This window comes from Kitasatospora sp. MBT63 (assembly GCF_000710465.2).
In the GTDB taxonomy this organism is placed as follows: Bacteria; Actinomycetota; Actinomycetes; order Streptomycetales; family Streptomycetaceae; genus Kitasatospora.
This window is the reverse complement of sequence record NZ_JAIZ01000338.1, coordinates 1,341-2,973: the sequence shown is the minus strand read 5'-3', so window position 1 is coordinate 2,973 and position 1,633 is coordinate 1,341. Positions and strand designations below refer to the sequence as shown.

Here is a 1,633-nt window from a genome sequence, read left to right as displayed (position 1 = left end):
ATCTCGGTGGGCGCACCGTCGGCCACGACCCGGCCGGCGGCGAGGAACACCACGCGCGGGCAGAGCCGTTCGACCTCCACCATGTCGTGGCTGGTGACCAGCAGCGCGGTGCCGTGCCCGGTCGAGAGCTCGAGCAGCGCGGTGCGCACCCGCAGGGCGATGTCGGGGTCGAGCGAGGCGGTCGGCTCGTCCAGGACAAGCAGCGCCGGGGCATGCAGGGCCGCCTTGGCGATGCCGACCAGAGTGCGCTGGCCGCTGGAGAGTTCGGTGCCGATCGCGGCGGCCAGCCGGGTCAGGCCGAACCGTTCCAGGGCCGCGTCGACGGCCGCCCCGGCGCGCCGCAGGCCGTACAGGTCGGCGTAGAGCCGCAGGTACTCCCGGACCCGCAGGCGGTCAGGGAGCGGGAGGTATCCGGCCACGAACCCGACCGCCTGCATCGCGGCCGGGCGGGCGGCGGGCAGCCGGTGGCCGAGGATGTCGACGGTGCCGCCGTCCGGTTCGACGGCGCCGAGGCACATCAGCAGTGTGGTGGTCTTGCCCGCGCCGTTGGGCCCGAGTAGGCCGACCCGCTCCCCCGCGTGCACGGTGAGGTCCACCCCGTCGACGGCCCGGCCCCGGCGGAACTCCTTCACCAGGCCGCGGGCGGTGAGGATCCGCGCGGGCCCGCTCATGCCGGCACCTCCAGCGACCAGACCAGCTCGGCGCGCAGCGGGCCGGTACGGGCCAGCAGGCTGCCGTGGTCGGCCGCGAGCGGGGCCAGCTGGGAGGCGTGGCAGAGCACGGCCTCGCGCTTGGCGGCCCACTGCTCGTCGGTCAGGCGCAGGTCGTGCCGGACCGCCGTGCGGTGGGTGAGTCTGAGGTCCTGATAGGCGAGGCCGCACATCGGGCTGCGGGCGAGCGCCCGGTCGGCCTCGTCGGTGCCCCACTCCGGGAGGTGGCCGGTGTACGGGAGGTCGGCGTAGACGAGCGGCGGTGGCGCGCCGAGGGCGGCGAGGGCGGCCAGCGCCCGGTCCCTGACCCGCTGGTGGTCGGGCTGGTTCGACCCGACCGGGACCAGGACGGTCGCGCCGGAGGGAAGGTCGGCCAGGAGGCGGTCGACCCCGGTGGGTTCGGTGCCGTCCGCGTACGGCCCGTCCGGGTGGTCCAGGACCACCTGGTCGGCGCCGAGCAGCCGGCAGGCGCGGGCGTCCTCGGCCCGGCGGGAGCGGTACGCCTCCTGGGCGGTGGAGAAACCGCAGGCGGAGTCCCACCAGGAGACCGGCCGGTCCGCGGCCGGGGCGCCACCGAAGACGGTCACCACGGCCACCGGGCCCGGGAGTTCGGGTATCAGGCCGGCCAGGGAGAGGGCGGCGTCGTCGAAGTGCGGGGACAGGACGACGGTGCGCCAGGCAGGGGGGTTCACGGGTGCTGGTCTCCGGGGGTTACGGGGCGTGGGCCGAGCTGCTGCGCGGCTGGAGGCGGCTACCGGGGCAGGGGTGCGGGGAAGCCGCGCGCGGCGGGAGGCGGTCGGGGATCGACGGGTGGCGAGGTGCAACCGGCTGCCGGACCCCGGGTGCGGGTGGGTGGCCTTCCGGACTCGCGCAGTTCCCCGCGCCCCTTGGGGTGACCCAGCAGGAGGCGGTGCCCGGGCCGG

2 protein-coding genes are annotated in these 1,633 nt (G+C 76.5%); both read right to left on the bottom strand.

Annotation, left to right across the window (positions count from 1 at the left end; all coding sequences use genetic code 11):
• The coding region (locus tag AA75_RS20265) for an ABC transporter ATP-binding protein (RefSeq protein WP_033821547.1) at nt 1–671 on the bottom strand (671 nt) is incomplete at its 3' end.
• On the bottom strand, nt 668–1,402 hold the full coding sequence (locus AA75_RS20260) for a PIG-L deacetylase family protein (RefSeq protein WP_033821546.1): 735 nt from the start codon (nt 1,400–1,402) through the stop codon (nt 668–670). The genes AA75_RS20265 and AA75_RS20260, both read right to left, overlap by 4 nt.
• Nucleotides 1,403–1,633 lie beyond the last annotated feature (231 nt).